The 19,213-nt window shown below is 36.1% G+C and carries 11 protein-coding genes and 1 other RNA gene; 5 read left to right on the forward strand and 7 right to left on the reverse strand.

The window, feature by feature from the left end:
• Positions 1–147 precede the first annotated feature (147 nt).
• Entirely contained in the window at positions 148–1,353 is a 1,206-nt protein-coding gene (locus P164_RS09490; RefSeq protein WP_028376157.1) for an NAD(P)-dependent oxidoreductase, read from the reverse strand.
• Positions 1,354–1,501: 148 nt separating this feature from the next.
• On the opposite strand from P164_RS09490, the gene P164_RS09495 reads away from it, so the two are divergent.
• From P164_RS09495 to P164_RS09505, 3 genes are all read left to right on the forward strand, one after another.
• Entirely contained in the window at positions 1,502–2,323 is an 822-nt protein-coding gene (locus tag P164_RS09495; RefSeq protein ID WP_028376158.1) for a GIN domain-containing protein, read from the forward strand.
• A gap of 81 nt (positions 2,324–2,404) precedes the next feature.
• Positions 2,405–2,806, forward strand: a transfer-messenger RNA (tmRNA) gene (ssrA, locus tag P164_RS09500).
• A 533-nt stretch (positions 2,807–3,339) separates the two neighbouring features.
• Positions 3,340–3,840, forward strand: a complete 501-nt coding sequence (locus P164_RS09505; protein WP_028376159.1) for a YqiA/YcfP family alpha/beta fold hydrolase — start codon at positions 3,340–3,342, stop codon at positions 3,838–3,840.
• Positions 3,841–3,894: 54 nt separating this feature from the next.
• Here the strand turns inward: P164_RS09505 and P164_RS09510 are convergent, their stop codons facing one another.
• The 4 genes from P164_RS09510 to P164_RS09525 are packed head-to-tail and all read right to left on the reverse strand — an operon-like array spanning position 3,895 to position 15,128.
• A complete protein-coding gene (locus P164_RS09510) occupies positions 3,895–6,945 on the reverse strand; it encodes a type I restriction endonuclease subunit R (RefSeq protein ID WP_028376160.1) in 3,051 nt (1,016 codons plus the stop codon).
• A complete protein-coding gene (locus tag P164_RS09515; protein ID WP_028376161.1) occupies positions 6,935–11,389 on the reverse strand; it encodes a sacsin N-terminal ATP-binding-like domain-containing protein in 4,455 nt (1,484 codons plus the stop codon). Before P164_RS09515 ends, P164_RS09510 begins: the two co-directional genes overlap by 11 nt.
• Before the next feature lie 2 nt (positions 11,390–11,391).
• Positions 11,392–12,774, reverse strand: a complete 1,383-nt coding sequence (locus P164_RS09520) for a restriction endonuclease subunit S (RefSeq protein WP_051621321.1) — start codon at positions 12,772–12,774, stop codon at positions 11,392–11,394.
• Positions 12,774–15,128 (reverse strand): class I SAM-dependent DNA methyltransferase, encoded by a 2,355-nt coding sequence (locus P164_RS09525; RefSeq protein ID WP_028376162.1) that lies wholly within the window; start codon positions 15,126–15,128, stop codon positions 12,774–12,776. The genes P164_RS09520 and P164_RS09525 overlap by 1 nt, the downstream gene beginning before the upstream one ends.
• 203 nt (positions 15,129–15,331) lie before the next feature.
• On the opposite strand from P164_RS09525, the gene P164_RS09530 reads away from it, so the two are divergent.
• On the forward strand, positions 15,332–16,816 hold the full coding sequence (locus tag P164_RS09530; protein ID WP_028376163.1) for a hypothetical protein: 1,485 nt from the start codon (positions 15,332–15,334) through the stop codon (positions 16,814–16,816).
• A 95-nt stretch (positions 16,817–16,911) separates the two neighbouring features.
• Here the strand turns inward: P164_RS09530 and hxlA are convergent, their stop codons facing one another.
• Entirely contained in the window at positions 16,912–17,541 is a 630-nt protein-coding gene (gene hxlA / locus P164_RS09535) for a 3-hexulose-6-phosphate synthase (RefSeq protein WP_028376164.1), read from the reverse strand.
• Positions 17,542–17,578: 37 nt separating this feature from the next.
• A complete protein-coding gene (hxlB, locus tag P164_RS09540; protein ID WP_028376165.1) occupies positions 17,579–18,160 on the reverse strand; it encodes a 6-phospho-3-hexuloisomerase in 582 nt (193 codons plus the stop codon).
• A gap of 200 nt (positions 18,161–18,360) precedes the next feature.
• Here hxlB and P164_RS09545 point away from each other — a divergent pair, with 200 nt between their 5' ends.
• Positions 18,361–19,203 carry a helix-turn-helix domain-containing protein gene (locus P164_RS09545; protein ID WP_028376166.1) on the forward strand — a complete coding sequence of 281 codons (843 nt, stop codon included), beginning with the start codon at positions 18,361–18,363 and terminating at the stop codon, positions 19,201–19,203.
• Positions 19,204–19,213 lie beyond the last annotated feature (10 nt).

Genomic DNA, 19,213 nt, shown 5'->3' on the forward strand with positions numbered 1-19,213 from the left:
TATAAGTTCGCTAAAAGGTTTCTCGACTGCGCTCAAAATGATCTTATTGAGCAGATACTAATTACTTCGTTTTTCGTTTTTCGTTTTTCCCTTTTCCTTTTTCCCTTTCGTTTTTCCCTTTTCCCCTTTCGTATTTCGTTTTTCGTTTTATTCTTTACCGTCTACATAATCCTGCAGGTAGCTAAAACGTTTTGTTAGTTTACCATTTTGTGTCATACGGGCGCGTTGTAGAATACCATCTTTATCCTTATCAAAAAATGCCGGCAGTACGTGTTCTATAAACATCTCACCAAAACCTTCACTGGCATCCTTTGGCAATTCGCAGGGTAAATTATCTACTGCCATTACCGTTATTGCACCTTCAGCATCCATTGCTACTTCAGTTTCAGTCTTTGCGTCATAACCATAAAAAGGATCTGCAATGGTAGAGGCGCGCAGCGTAGAGGCTACAGGGCCATCTACATCACACGAAATATCGGCAATGACTTCTATCTTAAAATTTTCGGCTTTAGCATCTTCCCGGGTAAATAAATATGGAGCTCCATCACCATAAAAATGCCCCGCTATAAAGAGCTGTGTTACTTCCGCGAAGCGCATAAAATTAGATTCATAACCTGAGGGGTCTTTAAAGAATTCAGCATTACTGGCAGCTGAACCATCTTTTTTTCTCGTGTAATCTTTTATGCCCAGCTGCACATAAACCGCTTGCTTAAATGTTTTTGTGAGATACTCTGTTACCGAAACTTTTTTAATACCCATTGTATTTAAAATTTCGGCGGCTCCGGTCGCTACTTTTCCGGTTCCGGTAAGGACTATTTTTAAAGCGGGTAGCTCAATTTTAGCCAATTGACCGTGCAATGCATCTATATCTGTCAATATTGATGCCGGTGGCAAATCATATAACTTATGTTTTAAACCGTAGGCTCTAAAACCATTGTAAGCACCTACCAGGCCTGCATATCTTCCGAAGCCTATTAAGCGTAAACCGCGCTTATTTGTGATTACTTCGTGATCATAAAGTTCAATATTTTTATCTAAAACAGCTTTTAATAAGGCTCTGTTATACGGTTGTTTTTTAATGGTATGGCTAAAGAAAAAGTACTTCTTATTAGGTATCAAATCCTCAATGCGCACCTCTTTAACACCTAGCATTACATCAGCTGCAGACACGTCACGCAAAACCTCAAATTCGGCCTTCTCATAGGCTACATCAGGAAAAACCCGTACAGACGAAGATTCTACTATAAACCGGGCTTTAGGATATCGCTCCTGAGCGTCAGTCATAGAAGTAGGTGACAATACTGCTCTGTGATCTGGTGGTGTTTTTCCTTCTTTAAGTAATGCAAATGTAATGTGGGTCATGTATTGAGATTTTAAGTCTGTAATTTACAATTTTAATAGATTTATGCACAGGTATGCTAACCTCCGGCGGGTTAAGTTTTAATAGTTTATTGAGATAAAAGTGTTAACATTCTGCGTATTTTTGAGAAAATAAAAAATTATGAAATTTAAACTACTTGTTCTTGCTGTAACTACAATTTTAACCTCGTGTAATGCGCAGAACAAAATTAAAGGAGATAAAGATGTAATGTCTATTGTGGGAAAACTGGAGTCTGGTATTAACACGGTAGAGATAGGTGAAGGTATTGAGTTAGAATTGGCACAATCGCCTAACAACAGTTACATTTTAACTACAGATCGTAATCTAGTAAGTGTAATTGATTTTAAAGTAACAGACAGCGTTTTGGTTATAAAACCTAATATGCGCATTACTAATGCTAAGGAGTTGAAAGTTTATTTAAAGCTAGATAATCCGCAACATATTATTCTTAAGAAGGATGCCGAATTTAAGTCTCCCGGGCTTCTTGAAGTTTCTGATTTTACGTTAACCGCATACGATGCTTCAAGGTTTGAATTTAAACTGAATAGCGATAAAACCATGTTTAACCTTATGGGGAATGCTGGTGGTGATTGCAGATTAAATGCTAAAAATTTCACCTTAAAAATGACCGATCGTACCGATCTTAAAGGAGATTATAATACTACCGAAAGTACTTTTACACTTGATGAAAACGCAGAGTTTTCGCCAAGAGGAAAAACAAATACGCTGCAATTAACCTCATCAGGAAAATCAAATTACAAAGGTGCTCGATTTGAATCTAAAGACGGGTACGTGACTTTAAGTGGTCGCACGGCAACTGAAGTGTATGCAGCCAATAACTTGAAAGTATATGCACAGGATAAGGCTTCTGTAAAGGTATATGGTAAAGGAGATATCAAGACCGAAGCATTAAAAGACGATGCTTCTATAGAAAAGAAATAAAACAATAATCCTTGATAGTTTGAATGCCGAAGAACTTTAGTATCTTTGCAGCCCTCAAATTATCGAGGATATTTTAGAAACGGGGTCGATTTGGTTTTGACAGCGGGTCTAATTGAGTAGTAAGCACGCCGAGCGCTGGGACACAAGCTCGTAAATCTCATGTTTCACACTTTTTAAACGGCGAGAATAACTACGCCATGGCTGCATAATCCGAATCACAGTAGGATTTACTTAATCTCATACAAGGTATGAGACCATGATACCTCTGAAAAGCCCTGGTTTACGGCGTTTCGCTTAGAGGTACCGAAAAAGTAAACATAGCTATCGCAGGGTCTTGATGTGGTAGTGAAGCTTAATCGAGAATAAGGTATTGCTTGGTAGTTGCCGACCGGGTTGTATTCGAAAAACAATTGGCAAATAAGCGCGTAGAAAGCTATTGAGTTGCCTGTTTGCACGGCGGTTCGAACCCGCCCGACTCCACAATCTTAAAATCCCTAAGCCTTTCGGCTCAGGGATTTTTTGTTATCTGTTAAAAGTTAATTGAAACGATCTGTCTCTAATAAACCTGATTTAGAATTTACAGTACTTGAGTCAATTTATTGAACGGTCTGCGACCCTGGCCCGCCCGACTCCACAATCTTAAAATCCCTAAGCCTTTTGGCTCAGGGATTTTTTTTTATCTGTTAAAAGTTAATTGAAACGATCTGTCTCTAATAAACCTGATTTAGAATTTACAGTACTTGAGTCAATTTGTTGAACGGTCTGTGACCCTGGCCCGCCCGACTCCACAATCTTAAAATCCCTAAGCCTTTTTGCTTAGGGATTTTTTGTTATCTGTTAAATGTTAATATTAATGATTAAAGTGAGAGCTTAGAGGTAAGCGGTAAAAAGTAGAAACCGGAAATCGGAAAACAGAAAACCATATACAAACGGAAAACAGCAAAAGGAAACCAAGAATCCAAGAACTCAAAACGGCAAAAAGATTCTGTACATTTAAATACCAAACAACATACCTTATGACCATACTCTACCTTCACGGACTCGAAAGCAAACTCAGTGCTGCTAAAAAGGCTATTCTTGAACAGTACGCGACTGTTATAGCGCCAGATTTAGACTATAAAAATAATCCTGATGCAGTACAGCAGATCTACGAAATCTATAAAACGGAGGCTATTGATTACGTTATGGGCAGCAGTATGGGCGGTTTTGCAGCATACCACCTGGGGCTGGCTTTCAACAAGCCTGTTTTACTGTTTAATCCTGCTTTAGTAAAGCGCTCTGTTGTTCAAAATATCCCGGACTTTAAAGCTCCGAGTTCCGGATTTGGGCAGGTGGTTTTAGGCGGTAAAGACACTGTTGTCGATCCCAGCGACACATTAAGCTTTTTAGGAGACCAACTTAAACGGGGTTTTGATTACCATGTGCATCTGCGTGCTGAAATGAGTCATCGTACACCAAAAGATATTTTTGAGGAGGAAGTAGGGTTGTTTTTTGAGTTGCAGGGGATAGTGAGATAAGGCTATAAAAAAACCCATCTGGAAAAGAGGTGGGTTTAGGTTCATTAGCAGATTTTAAAGATTAGGTCGACTGTGATCTATAATTCGCTTCATCGTATCAAATATTCCTTGATAAAAAGATTCATCTTTAGCCGTTAAACGATACAATTCCATATCCTGCTTGCGCTGTTTATTTAAAACATCCTTAAACATTCTATGAAGTGCAAGTTCCTTGTTTTGGGTATCTGGATTATTTAGATATTTTAATTCATAATCAGGATGAGCTTCTATACTTTTGGATAGCGTTAAAAGTTTGATTCTTTGTTCATCTGGAGTACTATCCCACCCTTGAAACCAGCGTTCATTAAATGATTTAATAATCTCATTTAACTCGTCTTTTTCTTCGGTACTGCCGTGAGCTCCCCTCGGAGTCGCTTTTTGAGGATCTAACTCAGATTCCCCGTCATCTAAAACAATAGCCTCATTCACTTTTGTGCGCTCCAGACCGTAGGTAGAAAGATCAACAGATTCTAGCAACTCATCTATTGCCTCGCCATCTGGATCTTTTACGATTAGTTTTGGTATTAAAAACTTTAGAAACCAAAACAATTTTTCCCAGACTAGCATTTCGTATGGCATTATAGCTGCCATCTGACCGTAAATTTTTACGAATTGTTTCGCCTTAATTTTAAAATCGGCTTTGGCATTATCTTCAAGATCAAGTTCTACATTGAAGCGGTTTGCAGCAGTATCTATAATGGGACTCAATTGTTGAGCATCTACCTTATCAAAATACTTTTCAACAAAATCTTCTACCTCAGTCCATTCATAAACGCCCACTTCATCCAATGCGTCTTTCAACTCATGGAGTACGTTCACATCTGTAGCTTTACTTAATGTTGTAGATGTGTAAAAAGGCTCAAAGGATTCTTGAATATCATCTACCTTATTGAAAAAATCAAGTACAAACAAGTCCTCTGTTTTTTTACCGTATTTAGATGCCGAACGATTAAGACGACTCAGTGCCTGTACCGCAAGAACGCCTTGTAGTTTTTTATCTACATACATCGTAGCCAGTTTAGGTTGATCAAAACCGGTAAGGTATTTATTGGCTACAACCAGCATTTTATAGGCATCGGTATCAAATTGATCTTTGGTTTCAGAATCGGCAAAACCGTTGAGATCTGCTTCTGTATATTCAATGCCGTCTACCTTCTTTTTACCGGAAAATGCCACTATAATTTGAAAAGGATTTCCTTTACTTTCCAGATAGGTATTAATTGCCTGATAATACCGTATAGCCGATTCTATACTTTGAGTAACAACCAGCGCTTTTGCCTTCCCCTTCAGCTTTTTTGTATTAACCACTTTTGTTATAAAGTGCTCCATCATCAGTTCTGCTTTAGTCGCTATGGTACGTTTATCTTTTTCCACAAAGGCTCTAAGCTTCTTCTGCGCTTTTGCTGTATCAAACAACGGATTGTCTTCAATAGACTTTTCAATCTCGTAATAACTCTTATAGGTGGTATAATTAGCAAGTACATCAAGAATAAAACCTTCTTCAATGGCTTGTTTCATCGAGTACAGGTGAAAGGGTTTAAACCTGCCGTCTTCCTGTTTGGTGCCAAAACGTTCTAAGGTTGCATTTTTAGGAGTTGCGGTAAAAGCAAAATAAGAGGCGTTGCCTTTCATCTTACGCGCTTTCATCGCTTTTAAGATTTTGTCCTGCCCGTCTTCTTCATCCTCGTCAGTTTCTGCCATTCCCATTGCCTGATTCATCTTACCGGCGGTGGTACCTCCCTGCGAACTATGGGCTTCATCAATAATAACTGCAAACCTGCGGTCACTAAGATCGGATATCCCATCTATAATAAATGGAAATTTCTGAATCGTGGTAATGATGATTTTTTTGCCCTGTTCCAGACTGTCTTTCAATTCCTGAGAAGAACGGGCAGGTGCCAGGATGTTCTTTACTTCGGAAAACTCGCGGATGTTATCGCGTAACTGCTTATCGAGAATACGGCGGTCTGTGACCACAATTACCGAATCAAAGAGCGGATGCTCCAGACTTTTTGCTCCGGGTACTGCTGCTGTTGCAGGATAGGTTTCTATTAGCTGATAGGCCGCCCAAGTGATCGAATTGGATTTACCGGAACCTGCCGAGTGTTGTATTAAATAGGTTTGACCAACTCCTTTATGAGATACGTCATCAATCAATTTACGCACAACATCCAACTGATGATACCTTGGGAAAAATAAAGTACGTGTTGCCAGCTTGTCAGTAGATTTCCCATCAAAACGCACAAAATGCTGAATGATATTGACCAGACTTTTAGGCTGAAAAACTTCTTCCCACAAATAGGCAGTTTTATGCCCAAACGGATTCACGGGATTCCCTTTACCGCTATTGTTGCCTTTGTTAAACGGAAGGAAAAAACTACTTGCCCCAGTAAGTTTAGTGGTCATAAACACGTCATCGGTATCTACTGCAAAATGCACCAGACAACGCCCAAAGTTTAACAACGGTTGTCTAAAGTCCCGGTCGTATTTGTATTGTTTAACCCCGTGAGTAGCGGCATTCTGTCCCGTCCAGTGATTTTTAAGTTCTAAGGTGGCAATAGGCAACCCATTTATAAACACAACCATATCGATCTCTTCTCTAAGATTCTCTGGATTGTAGCGTACCTGACGGGAAATGCTAAAACGGTTTTTATTAAAATTATCTTGTATGGTCTTGCTGCTACTGGCTAGTGGTAACTGATATAACAGCGTAAGATGTGCATCTTCTACCTCAAGCCCTTTGCGCATAAGACGTAATAGGCCGTATTTTTTAACCATACGGTCATAACGCTCAAGGATTTTTAACTGCCAGTCTGAGGCACGTTTGAGTTTATCGAGTTCGTCTTGCTGCGTGTTCTCGAGAAACTCCCAAAAAAAGTGCTTATCTAGTGAATAGCGTGCATCAAAATCTGTTGCATCACCAATTACAAAAGTTCCCGGAGTATGATAGCCCGCCTGCGCCTCCCGAACACTGGTGCCGTCTTCTTTTAAACGCTCTAGTGTTGTGCCGGTAAGCGTTTGTTCTATCGCTGCCTCAAGGGCTTGTTCATTGGTTTTAGACTGCATGTTCTTTTAATATTATTTTCACCCTATATTTTAAAGGCTTTAGTTTACCTAGATTCTTAATATCCTTAATGACGAATATTTTAGAATTTTTATTCACTAACCAAATCTCATATTTTTGTGCATTAGTATAACCAAATTCTCTTTCAGATTCTGATATGTCAAAAGAAAATCCATTGTAGTACTTACTTTCTACGTACTTCAACTCATCACCTTTGTTATCAAAGTATTTAATGTCATAGTGTGCACTTTCATTTGTTTTTGCTATAAGTTCTACTTTAGAGTATAAATCGGGTTTACTAAGCAAATAATTTTTGACTACTTCCTCAACACTATTTCCTAATTTTTTCTTTTCATTGTCTGATAGCGTAGTATTTGAACCATTAGCTCCTCCTAACCAAAATCCATCATTCACTCCTATATTATTGTCAAATACGTTTTCAACTTCAAAATCCTCCACTAGTTCTGGTTCACTACTTTGATTTAAATTAAATTGAAGTTCTTTATTTTCAATACTTTGAGTTTTCTTTTCGGATAGTTTTTTCTTTATGAAATCTATATTATTTTCAAAATAACTTAGACTATTTAATAACTTGTCTTTTCGAATATGAAGTTTCTCATCTTCACTAAATTCTTCATTATTTTTATTCTCAACCAAATCATAATCTTGAAATTTATCATCATCAAATTCAAATTCAACAAATGCTAATTTGTTATTTAAAAGTTTCAGAATTTCAATTTTAAAATCATAGATGTTTTTGTTTTGATTTAAACTAAAATCACTAATTAAAGTTTCAATTTGGTGTAAATACTCTATAAAGTAGGCTTGTTCCTCTCGTGAAGTTCGAGATAAATAATACCAAACCTGATTTTTCACTTTTTTCTTATGCTTCTCATAAAATGAAGAAAGCTCTTTTGTATATAAGGAATCAAAAGAGAGCTTGTAATCTGTAACGTTATTATACTTCTTTAAATCGACATTTAATTTATTGAAACACCACCTGATTTTTGCGAGTTCCTCTAAATTACCATCAGAATTGAATAACATCCTTCGATCCATTTCAGGAAAATATGTCATAATATATTGCTCTATATTATTTTCATTGAAATCTACGGGAACTTCAATACCCTTAATTTTAAAGAGTGATTTCCAAATGGACAACCTTACGCTTATTTCTCCCAACAAAAGTTTTGCTTCATCCAAAATCCCATCTGCTAATTCATTTTTCAAATCATATACATTATCATCTTGTGATTGCATGATAATAGCCTCAAAGATTTTCTTTTCATCAAACGTGTCAAAAACTTTTAAAAAAACGTCTGATAAATTATCTCTAAAAAGTTTTTTCTGCCTTAATTCAACTACATCTGAGTTATGGGGTATATTAAAATAAAAAGTATCATCGTTAAATATGTAGTTGTAGGGTTCGATGTTAAATATCTCATCATTAATACTACACACTAATTTTTCGCAACATTCTATTTTTAGCTTATTTAATAATTGAACCTGGCCATTTTTTACGTCTTCTCTTGTGATTTTATCTAATCTAAAAGCTAAGATGAAAGGTTTAATCTCTTTAATGAATTTTTTAAAATCATTAGTAATTAAATCGTTTACCTTTTTCTCATTAATTCTTAGATCTAGAGTGTTTAAATCTTTGAGACCGAACATTTGTATTGCTCGTGAAGCTCCTGATCTAGAGGGATAGTAAAAGATTGGGAATTTTCTTGTGAGCGTGTCCGGTAATTGTATCCGATCACTAAAATAAACTTGGCCAGCCTCTTTAACGACAATATCATCACCTTCTCTAGCGTATAAATCTACGCCCAATATCTGTTCATTATTTTCCTTAAAATGCCCAACAAGATTTTTGTAAAATACCTGTGAGCCATTTTTATTTTGCCTTTCAGCAAGCTCTTGCGTTTTTATTTTTAAATAATTAATATCTAAATCATTAAAATCCCTTTTTGCTCCAAAAAAAGTGAGAATTTTATCTACCTCTGTTTTATCTAAATCATTATTAATCTTGAATAAATAATCATAATCAATTTTGAACGGATTAAACCACTCTTGTTTTTTACTCGTTATTAGATAATTGGTGATATTGAAGTGATTAGATATCTTGAAATAGATATAATTTTCAAACGGTCTAATATCCTTTTTTGTTCCACGAAAGGTATATTGTAGCGTTTCATTAATAGCAGAATATTTTTCAGTATAATTCTTAAAAAGAAACTTTAATTTATCATCAATTATAAGCCAACTAATAAGATGATTTATACCTACAGATTCAGTATTCAGAATTTTCTCAAAATTCTTGATGGTATATAGATTATAATTTGTTATTGATGCATTATGTACTTTTGCGGAATATTGTAAAAAATTAGGTTCAATGTTGGAATTAATTTTTTCAATTATAGAAATAGGGTTAACACCAAGCCATCTCAAAAATCTTTCAACCTGACCAATATCCTCATTTTGTAAACCAAATTTAGAGAGTTTAGCAATTACATCTGAGCTTTCATACAAATTCCCGAAAATTTGGTTTGAAATCCTGCCAATTTCAAACTCGTCTGATAAGGCAAGTCCTTTAGTGTTTTTAAGCTGATTATCTTCAGTCAAACAAGGTATTATTGCATCATAGTCTAATACTTGACTATCACCTCTTAATTTATAATTGTAATATAGTTTTTGATAAAACTCTTTTATGACATCATCTTTTTTAAACTCATTATTTTTAAGGTAATTGTCAGTTTCACTTATTATTTTTTTTATTACTGTTTGTGGTTCAAAAGAATGAACATCTGAAATGACTTCTAACTTATCTTTTAAGCTTCTAGATTTGTACGGTGCTGATTGCAATTTTAGCTGTACTATTAAAGCTTGGTATAAATTAGAATTTAAAAATCGTATACTTGAATAGCTAGGTACCTGTAAGCCTTTATTTTCTGATGTCTTATCTGTGTAAACAAAATCATCTGCTTCTATTAATTGAAGTTTCTCATCAATTAACACCTTAAACTTTTCTCTAGGGTAAATTTCTAATAGTAAGCTTATAAATAATGCTCTTTGATTTATTGTCAAATTAACAGCTAAACTTTCAATTATGGCCTTATAATTATTGGGCCTATCTATGTATTGATTTGGAGTAATTTTAAGATCACAGAATACCATCTGCTCACCATAAATATGTTCCAATTGATTATCTGAGATAAATGCCGCAATTCGATTTCCTAAATTTTTAGCCACCAATGACGTGACATATAGACCAGATAGAATTGGATATACTTCAAATTTATTCCAATGTTTGGTAATTAAGTTTAAATACGGTTCGTAAATATTATTACCTTGACGATTAATAGATTGATAAGGTAACCAAGACTTAAAATGTTTCTGTTTTAAATCTTCAACTAATTCTTGATGAAGTAGAAATAACTTTTCTAATACAAAAGGATTTACCCTGGACTTTAGACTATGGTTTCTATTTTGATCTAGTTCTAGACTGGCGTGAGCGACAAAAGGTAACTCAAAAGGAATTTGAGTTTTAAAATAGTTATACAACACCTTGTCTTTAAAAGTCAAACTATCGTTGTAAGCTATTTTTACACTGTACTTTTTAGGTTCACTAGAATCTTTATCTTCAATCAAGCTTTTATCAACAACTCCATTGTCACTTATTACATGGTAAACATTACCATTATGACTTATCTCAAATCTATTATCTGAGATCTTCTTTCTTTTTACTGTAATAGTTTGATTAATAAAGTCACCGCCGATTTCAATGGTTTCTATATTTTTTAAGAAGAGTAATGTCTTTTCACTTATGGATTTTAATTGCTCCTTAATGCTTACTTCAAACTCTTTTTCGTATTCTACAGATATTGTTGTTGTGAAGTCACTAGGGTTAACAACCTCATTAATTTTACAGCTGTTCAATAAAGGTAAAGGGTAAATGTTATCATTTAACTTTCTTTCTATTCTTATTTGTGATAACTCATTTTCTGAATAGCCAATTTGATTTAAAAGTATATCCCTTTTTATATCAGAATCAAATACCAACGCAAAACCATTACTTATAATGGAAATTTTTGAAGCCCAATTGATAATAGAACGAAAGCCAAGCCCCTTATTACCTATATAATCTGACGAAACCTTAGAAGATAAGCCTGGATAAAAAATTGAATCATATCCTTTTATTGAAAAAGGTTTAGAGCCATCATTGCTTATTTCTAAAACTTGTCTTTGAGTGTCTAAATAAATTTTAACCCTGGAAGCCCCTTCGTCTTCACAGTTTTGGAATAACTCCAATAATTGCCTGCCATTATAACCTTGGTTAGTTTGCTTTTCTATACTATTTAAACTCAAGAGGCTTTTTGGATTTCTGAGTTCTTCCCAACGTTTATTTATTATAGCCTGAACTTGCTCTTTTATTGACGTATTTTCCATACCTAAAACACCTTTACTTTACCCGTTACGACACTATTGATCAAACTGCTTTTATACTCTTTAAGTTTCTCGATCTCCTGCTGTTTTAAGCTTATGGCAGTTTCAATTTTTTGAGAAGCTGTTTCAATATATTCTGAGATTTCTCTCTGTTCTGAAATTGGAGGATAAGAAATAGGGAGATTTGATAAAACACCCATACCTATATTTTGCTGTGTACCAAAGCTCCAACTTAATTCAACACCTTTTTTAAATGAAGGTGATTCTAAATAATTATATAAATATTTAGGTATAATTCTTTTTAAATTTGACCGGAAAACTGCTAAGGGTGACCAAATACTGAACTCTTCATCAGTTTTGACCATTGCTATATTACCAGTTGTAGCACCTGACTTGACCATATAAATATCATTCCTCTTAGGTAAATATTTTAAAGAAAATATTTGATGGTCTTTTTCTGAAATAAATCCTCGTTTTTTGTTAAAATCAATTTCACCATTCTTTATGGCTTCAGCTGAAATAAATGGAATGCCTTCGTCTAATAAGTCAGGTGTTGTATGCGGGCCATCTGTAATTGGTATTTCCAATAAATATTTAACTGCGGTTATATCCCAATGCTCAGGAATGGCACCAATCCACTCCACACTGCTATCTTTAAATGCAACCGAATCATCTAAACCACGGGTAACTGCTTTGTGTATGAGTATTTGTTTACGCTCCTGAAGCAGCTTAATCTGTTGCTCCTTTAAAGCTACCGCGGCATCTATCTTCTCTGTCTTTTCATATAGAAATTGTGCAATAGCAGTTTGTTCTTTACGTGGTGGAAAGAGAATCCTTAATTGGCGTATATTGTCTTTATTCAGTTTTGGCTGTGCTGAGGATTTTGCAACTTCTTGGATATAATATTTATATGACAAAGAATTAATTAACAATTCAAAATACTTAATAGAGCAATCATCTATTAACTTAATTAAAAACATATTTGGTCCTAAAGAAGCTCTTTCTTTCAAATAAGGCATTATCCAAGCTAATCCGGCATAAGCTCCAACATTTGCCATTAATAATTCCCCTCCTTGCAATTCCGATTTGCTCAAAAAGTTATGTGATTTTTCGCTTAGATATATTCCATCATTTTTCAAATCCTTCCTTAAATCAGTCAAACGTATCAACCTTGAATAATTCTTAAAATCTAAATATTCTACATTTTTCGCTAAATCACCAAAAGAACCATTTGCTGTAAAATCGGTTAGAACATAAATTATATATCTAAAGCTTAATACTTTCCAATGTACGGGAATCTCCCCCAACCATTCAACACCCGAGTCTTTATAGTGCTCATAGCCTTTTGTTGTCTCAGCCCGCTTGTTTTTTGTTTGTGGTATTTCCATTAGGCCAGGTTTAGAATTTCAGCAATTAAACCATCGCTTTGTTTTTCTAACTCCAAAATATCGTGAGTAACTTCTTCGATACTGCGTAAGGGTGTATGCTTGTAGAAGTATTTATTAAAGCTTATCTCATAGCCTATTTTGGTAGCATCCAGATTGATCCAGGCTTCGGGTACGTGGGGTTTTACTTCTCTTAAAAAATAGGCGTATATGGGTTCTTTAAGCGGTACGTTTTCGGTATCACGCAGGTTGGTTTCGGTCTCGTAGGTAAGGTATTCTCCTGTTTTAGCGGTTGGGAAATAACCAAAGTCTACAAGTTCTTCTGCGGTACAACCTAAATGGCTTAAGAGATCTTTGAGTTTGTCTCCGGTTAGTTTTTCTTTTTTCTTAATAACCTTTTCAGCCTGGGCATCGTATGCACTCACCGCCCCGTAAATGGCTTTTTTCTGTGTAGCGCTGGGTTTTAGTTTTAAGTCTTTAAAGATTTTATCCGCTTCTTTAGTAAAGGCATTAAAGTCCATATACTCTTGCTCGCCCAATGAGTCGTAAAGTTTTTGCGCCAGTTGAACGAGTTCGTGATTTTTGGTCCAGGTAGCCGGGCTTAGCAGTTTCTTTTTGTTCTTGCTGGTAAGATCTAATTCGTTCTCTTCACACCAGGCAATAATATTTTTTTCGAGCGAAGCCAAATCAGTGTATACCCTATCTCCATAAGTGGTATACGCATACTGCATCGGTTCTTCCAGATACTTTTCAAAACGCAGGGTTTCGATCTTATCTAGTGTCATTTGCGTCTTTAAACGCTGTGGGCGTTCTATACTTACTTTATAATAGCCAAAGTCTGCATTATCAAACACCTGCGCTTCTGCCTGTTCTGCATTCGATGCTTCAGCAGTCTGCGCTGTCATACGCATGTACACGTCAACAATTTCTGTAATATGCTCGGGTGCAAACTCACAGTTTTTATTCCCCAGGTTTTTCCGCAGTTTACGGTATAATTGCCCGGCATCTATAAGCTGTACTTTTCCTTTTCGGTTAGCGGTTTTGTTGTTGCTTAATAACCAGATGTAGGTCGTAATTCCTGTGTTGTAAAACAGGTTGTTAGGCATTTGTACAATACACTCCAGCAAGTCGTTCTCAATAATATAGCGGCGAATGTTGCTCTCACCTCCACCGGCATCACCTGTAAACAGACTGCTCCCATTATGTACTGAAGCAATGCGGGAACCTGCGGGACTCTTGTGCAAAGGCTTCATCTTGTTTACCATTTCCATCAAAAACAGCAACTGCCCGTCACTGCTTCTTGGTGTGGCATCTGCTTCTTCCTCATTACCCCAGTAATCATTAAGCACTACTTTAAAACGAGGATCTATAATTTCTTTCCCATCTTTGATGTATTTAGTCTCACTGCTCCACGATTTGCCATACGGCGGATTAGACAGCATATAGTCAAAAGTAGTACCGGCGAACTCATCTACAGATAAAGTAGAACCTACGCGAATGTTCTCGGGGTTATTCCCCTTTATCATCATATCACTCTTGCAAATGGCGTAAGTCTCGTCATTGATTTCCTTCCCGTAGAGGTACACATCGCCCAAAGCTTTTATAGCACCTTCCTCATCCTTGATAAAATTCTGAGATTCGGTGAGCATCCCACCACTTCCACAAGCAGGATCGTAAATGGTCATTACAGGCGGTAGATTCTCTTTTACGGGCTCAAAAACCAGATGCGTCATCAACTCAATTACCTCCCGGGGTGTAAAGTGTTCACCGGCTTCCTCGTTGTTTTCCTCATTAAATTTCCTGATGAGTTCTTCAAAAACATAACCCATTCCAAGATTAGTGAGGGCAGGTAGTTTTCGGCCTTCCGGATCGGGTTTTTCGTTTGGGGTAAGATTGATATACGGTGACGTAAATTTCTCCAGCACATCTAGCAATACGTCCTTATTGGCCATATGACTGATTTGCCTTTTGAGATTAAACTTGTCTATAATTTCTTTTACATTACTACTGAAACCCGCCAGGTATTCTTCAAAATTTGCCTGAAGCAGTTGCTGGCTGTTTGTTGCCGTATCGTGCAGGCGTTGCAACGTCCATTTACTGGTATTGTAAAACACATAGCCTGAAGCATCCTGCAAACCGCCGCCTTCAAACTCTACAAACTCCATTTCCTCTTTTTGAAACCGAACTTCTTCCAAAACGGCATCTTTTGTGGTTTCGAGCAGCGCATCGAGTCGGCGCAAAACCACCATAGGTAAGATAACGTCACGGTATTTACCGCGCACATAAACATCACGCAGGCAGTCGTCTGCTATAGACCATATAAACGAAACGAGTTTGTTGTGTACTTGTTGATTCATTAAAAGTGTAGGTTAAATGGATTGTTTGGGAATATAGCGTTCTTTCTGCATTGCTCAAATATATTATTAAAGAAAATATAGGATGTACAGAAATCTGTATTGATCTAAAAAAGGTGGAAAACACCCATATATAAGATTTGTTAAAAAAATCTAAAACCTTTAATTTACGTTAACAACCAACTTAAAATCAAAATAATACGATTATGAAGCAATTAATACTTACGAGTTTTTTTCTAGGGAATATTTTTCTTTTAACGGCGCAGGATAAAGGTGGTGAAACGACTTTGGAAGATTTAATAGCTCAATCCACTATTAGCAATGATGCAGATAACTCTGACTATGAAGAAGGCCACAAGCTTTTTAAAATAATTCTGGATTACGATAAAAAGAATTCATATCGTTTACCTAAAAAAATTAAGAAAGGTGATTTATACCAAATCTATGTAGCTAATATAAACTTAAACAGATACCGCATCTCTATCAACTCTAAGGACAGTACCTATAATACAGAAGCTCTAAATCTGCCTACTTTTGATAGTCTTCCCTTAGATGCCCTTTCAGGACTGGTTGCCTCTTTTAATAATGCAGAGCAAATAATCAAAGAACTTGAACAAAAAGATTCTTCTGAAGTAAAAAACAATAAACAGGAAATACAAATACCTCAAGAAAAATTTGACACACTAGTTAAATACAATCAGCAAGTACTTGCCAATGATGCCGCAAAATTAAAACAGAGCTTGACCATTTTTGACAACCTAAAATCGAGACTCTATACTGCACGACTAGATCAAATTGCTTCTGAGTATACAACATCATTTTCTGATACTTTACTATACTATAATTCCCAGAAAATCATTACCATTTTAAATGACAGCCTGGCTCTTAATCTATCTCAAATTAATTTGCACCTTAAAGAGTATAAAGAGAAACTTAATGATAAACAGCTCATCATATTTCTAAGTAAGGTTGAAAACAAAGTAGAAAAAGAGTTATCTGAGAAGATAAAAAACGACTATGATAAATTAATTAGTGGCACAAATAAATTACTTGATGCTACAACAGCAGATAAGATTTATAACTTAATAGCTCCTATTATCTTTCTAAACAAACGCAACTACTTTAAATCGTTCCCCATACAGTTTAATGGTGATCAAACAGAGATTACGGTAACTAAATCACCCAGAGACACAACCGGAATTCTTGATACGGAAGAAATTAAATTTTCATTCCCTATCTTCAAATCAAGAGACTATTATAGTGTAGGTACTTCATTTTATTATTCTAATTTGAAGAATGATAGATATTCTGTTATCGCTAATGCAAAAAATGACTCCACAACAATTTATAATGTAGTTGATGAAGGTCGTATTTCAGGTGAATTCGGCATATCGGTTAACTTCAGATACGGATTTAAGCTTGACAAAAGTCGAAAATTAGGAGCTCATATAGCTTTTGGTCCCGGTCTTTCTATTGAAAAAGACCTTCGCCCAAGATTGCTCACGGGGCTTGGTTTCAGTTATGGTGAGAAGCACAATCTCGTATTAGACTTTGGTGGTATTTTTGGATATGTCGAACGCAAAAGTAAAGCGTTAGATTTTACTAAAGATTATGTAGAGCCTCCACAAACAACAATAACCAATTTAGAATCGAGTGGTTATATTTCTTTAGGTTACACCTTTAATTTATAAATAAGCCTACCGGGTCAAAGCAAACACACCACAACAAAAAACCCCCTGCAAATCTGTCGATTTGCAGGGGGTTTTAAATTTATTTTATAAATCTACTAAGCGTTTAGTAAATCGTGTAATTCTTTTGCTGCAGCTGCAGGATCTTCAGCGCCGTAAATTGCACCACCGGCAACCACTACAACAGCTCCAGATTCTTTAACAGCTTTAATCGTGTCTTTATTAACACCACCTGCGATAGATACCGGTACACCGGCACGTTTAGCTTCATCAATAAGCACCTGTATCGAGTAACCATCAAGAGCCTGCTCATCTAAACCGGCATGTAGCTCAACAAATTTCACTCCAAATTCTGAAACTTCCTTGGCGCGCTTTACGCGGTCTTTAACACCTATTGTATCTACAACAACTCCTTTATTACGCTCATTTGCTGCTTTAACAGCTCCTTTAATCGTCGCATCATCTACAGATCCTAAAATCGTGACAAAATCTGCTCCTGCGTCAAAAGCAAGACCCGCTTCTAACTCACCGGTATCTGCAGTTTTGAAATCTGCAAATACCTGCTTGTCAGGAAATGCATCTTTCATCGCTCGTATTACCGAAACACCTTCACTCTTAATTAACGGCGTTCCTAATTCTATAATATCTACATAAGGTGCTACTTTCTCTGCAAGAGCCAGTGCCTCTTTAGTACTTAATAAATCTATTGCTACTTGTAACTTAGTCATACTATTTTTTTTAATTTATTTATTAGTGTATTGCGTGTTATTCTAAATTGGAATGACGCTTGTATAAAGTTTCGGCACTGCTGCCATCTACCTTCCAAAGGGTTTGTATAAGTGCGTCAAAAAACAATAAGAGTCCCTGTTCAAAAAGGCTTCCTGCATATTGTTCTGAAATTGTATTGTTATGCGCCTCCTTCCGCGCTGCTGGTATGTGTACAACATATCTGCTCAATGCTGCTAGCTTCGACGTTTTATCGGTCGTAAAACTTACCACTTCTGCTCCCACTTCTTTAGCCGTCTCAGCTGCTCTAATTACTGTAGCCGTGGTTCCAGATCCAGAGCCTGCGATAAGTAAATCACCTTCCTGTATGGCTGGTGTGGTGGTCTCTCCTACAACATAAGCATCAAAACCTAAATGCATCAGACGCATTGCTGCCGCCTGCATCATAAGACCGCTACGCCCCATACCTATTAAAAAGATAGAACCTGCATTTGTAATGGGAGCGACTAAATTGCGTAGTTCTTCAAAATCAAAATGCTTCATAAGTTCTAAATGCTCATGGAGTATAGAGGTCATTGCCTGCTCACTAATACTTGCTAAATCGCTATCTAAAGTTTCCATACATTTTTTAATTTTAATAACGCTTAGCAAAGTTACCTGTTGAATATGCAGAGCAGTGTTACTATATGGCAGATGTCTGGTACAATTTGCCAATCACACATAAAATTTTGTTAAGAAGCGCTGGTATTGTGGTACTATATGGAAATTAGACTCTCTTTACATCTTATTAAGCTGAAAATTAACCTAACGCACTCCCTAGTATGCTAAGCGATAAAACAATCTACATACGCGATCTTGCAAATTGCCCTCCTTCCTATTTAGATGACCCCGGAAGACGTGAGTTTTTTGAAATTGTATGGTTGAATAATGAGGAAGCGCTACACGAGCCACAGCACGATTTTCAAACCTTACGAGGCGATTGGATTTATTTGATTCCGCCTTACCGTGTACACCAACTCAATAAAGCGGGTAAAAAAGGAGTACTTATTTCGTTTAAGCAAGAACTCCTTGAAGATGACCTAAAGGAATTTTTACTGGATGTTTTTAGAATGTTTAATATTCAGGGGGAGTTTTCCTGTCTTCAGGTTACAGATGAAAGTGAGAAAGGTCTTCTGGCGATTTACAATTTGATGAACGAAGAATACAGTCAGGATGAAGTAAATCTCATTATGATTAAAGCGCTTCTCAAGGTTTTTCTACTGAAATTAATTCAGTTAAAAGAACAGCATTTTACCCTGCAAGATATTAATGAAAAACGCATTTATGAGTTTATGATGCTCATCGAACTCAATTTTTTTGAAGAGCGTAAAGCAGCTTTTTACGCAAACAAGCTCGATATGAGTACCAAGCGACTCAACCAAATATTGAAAGAAAAACTCGATAAAACGGCTGTTCAATTAATACACGATCGGGTTATTCTTGAAGCGAAACGCCAAATCATTCACAGCGAAAATACCATTAAAGAAATCGCTTACAATCTACAATTTAAAGACCCGTCCTATTTTAGTCGGTTTTTTAAATTACACACCAATCAGTCTCCAAACGAATTTCAGGATAAGGTTAAACAACATGTGATTGTACACGACAATACCTTGTATGCTTAAACTTATCCTT

Source organism: Leeuwenhoekiella sp. MAR_2009_132, from assembly GCF_000687915.1.
Classification (GTDB): Bacteria; Bacteroidota; Bacteroidia; order Flavobacteriales; family Flavobacteriaceae; genus Leeuwenhoekiella.